The 1300-nt window shown below is 70.1% G+C and carries 1 protein-coding gene; it reads right to left on the bottom strand.

From position 1 onward, the window contains the following. A partial coding sequence (locus ACZ55U_RS39065) for a non-ribosomal peptide synthetase (RefSeq protein WP_465534404.1) occupies positions 1–1300 on the bottom strand: 1300 nt, incomplete at both ends.

Raw genomic sequence — 1300 nt, forward strand, 5'->3', positions numbered from 1 at the left:
GGTGGTGTCGTGGCCGGCGGCGCGCAGGGCGCCGACGAGTCGGACGGCGCGGATGGAGTCGCCGCCGAGGTCGAAGAAGCTGTCCTCGATGCTGACCTGGGGTAGGCCCAGGACGTCGGACCAGATGGCGGCCAGGCGCTCCTCGACGGGCGCGCGGGGGGCGACGTACCGGCTGGTCGCGAACGCGCTTGCGTCCGGTGCCGGCAGTGCGCGGTGGTCGACCTTGCCGTTGCCGGTGAGGGGGACGCGGTCGATGGCCATGTAGGCGGCGGGGACCATGTAGTCCGGCAGGTTCGCGGCCAGGTGCTCGCGCAGGACGGCGACGTCGAGTGCGGCCTCGGACGCGGCTTCGGCGACGATGTAGGCGACCAGTGCGGTGCTCCCGCTCTGCGTCTGGTGGGCGATCGCCACGGTGTCGTGGACGGTGGGGTGTTCGCGCAGGCGGGTTTCGATTTCGCCGAGTTCGATGCGGTAGCCGCGGATCTTGACCTGGGTGTCGATGCGGCCGAGGTAGTCGAGGGTGCCGTCGGTGAGGCGCCGGGCGAGGTCGCCGGTGCGGTAGAGGCGCGAGCCCGCCGGGCCGAACGGGTCCGGGATGAAGCGTTCGGCGGTGAGGGCGGGGCGGTTGAGGTAGCCGCGGGCGACGGCGGGGCCGCCCACGTGGATCTCACCGGGAACACCCACCGGTACCAGCCGGCCCTCCGCGTCCAGCAGGTGGATCCGCAGGTCCTCTAGTGGCAGGCCGATGATGCTTCGTCCGGACGTCCCGAGGTCGTCCTCGGTCAGACGGTGGTACGCCGAGTGCATGGTGGTCTCGGTCGGCCCGTACAGATTCAGGAGGGCGGGCGAGTCGAGGCCCAACTGCTCGGTCCAGGGTCGGAGCTCCGTGCTCTCCAACTTCTCGCCGCCGAAGCCCACCAGCCGGAGGCACAGGCGCTGGAGACGAGCATCGCCGTTGTCGGCCAGGGCGGTCAGGGCCCGGAACGCGGTGGGCGTCTGGATCAGGACGCTGACGCGTTCCTTGACCAGGAGGTCCAGGAAGTCCTGGGGGGAGCGACCGACGGTGGTCGGAACGATGACGAGTCGACCGCCGTGGAGCAGTGCTCCCCACATCTCCCAGACCGAGATGTCGAACGCGTACGAGTGCGTCTGGGTCACGGTGTCGCCGGATGAGAAGTCGAGCTGTTCGCGAGTCGCGGCGAAGTGCCGTAGGACGTTGGTGTGGGTGAGGGTGACGCCCTTGGGCTTGCCGGTGGAGCCGGAGGTGTAGATGACGTAGACGAGGTTGTCGGGGTGGGTG

The sequence above is a fragment of the Kitasatospora sp. NPDC034533 genome (assembly GCF_055575155.1).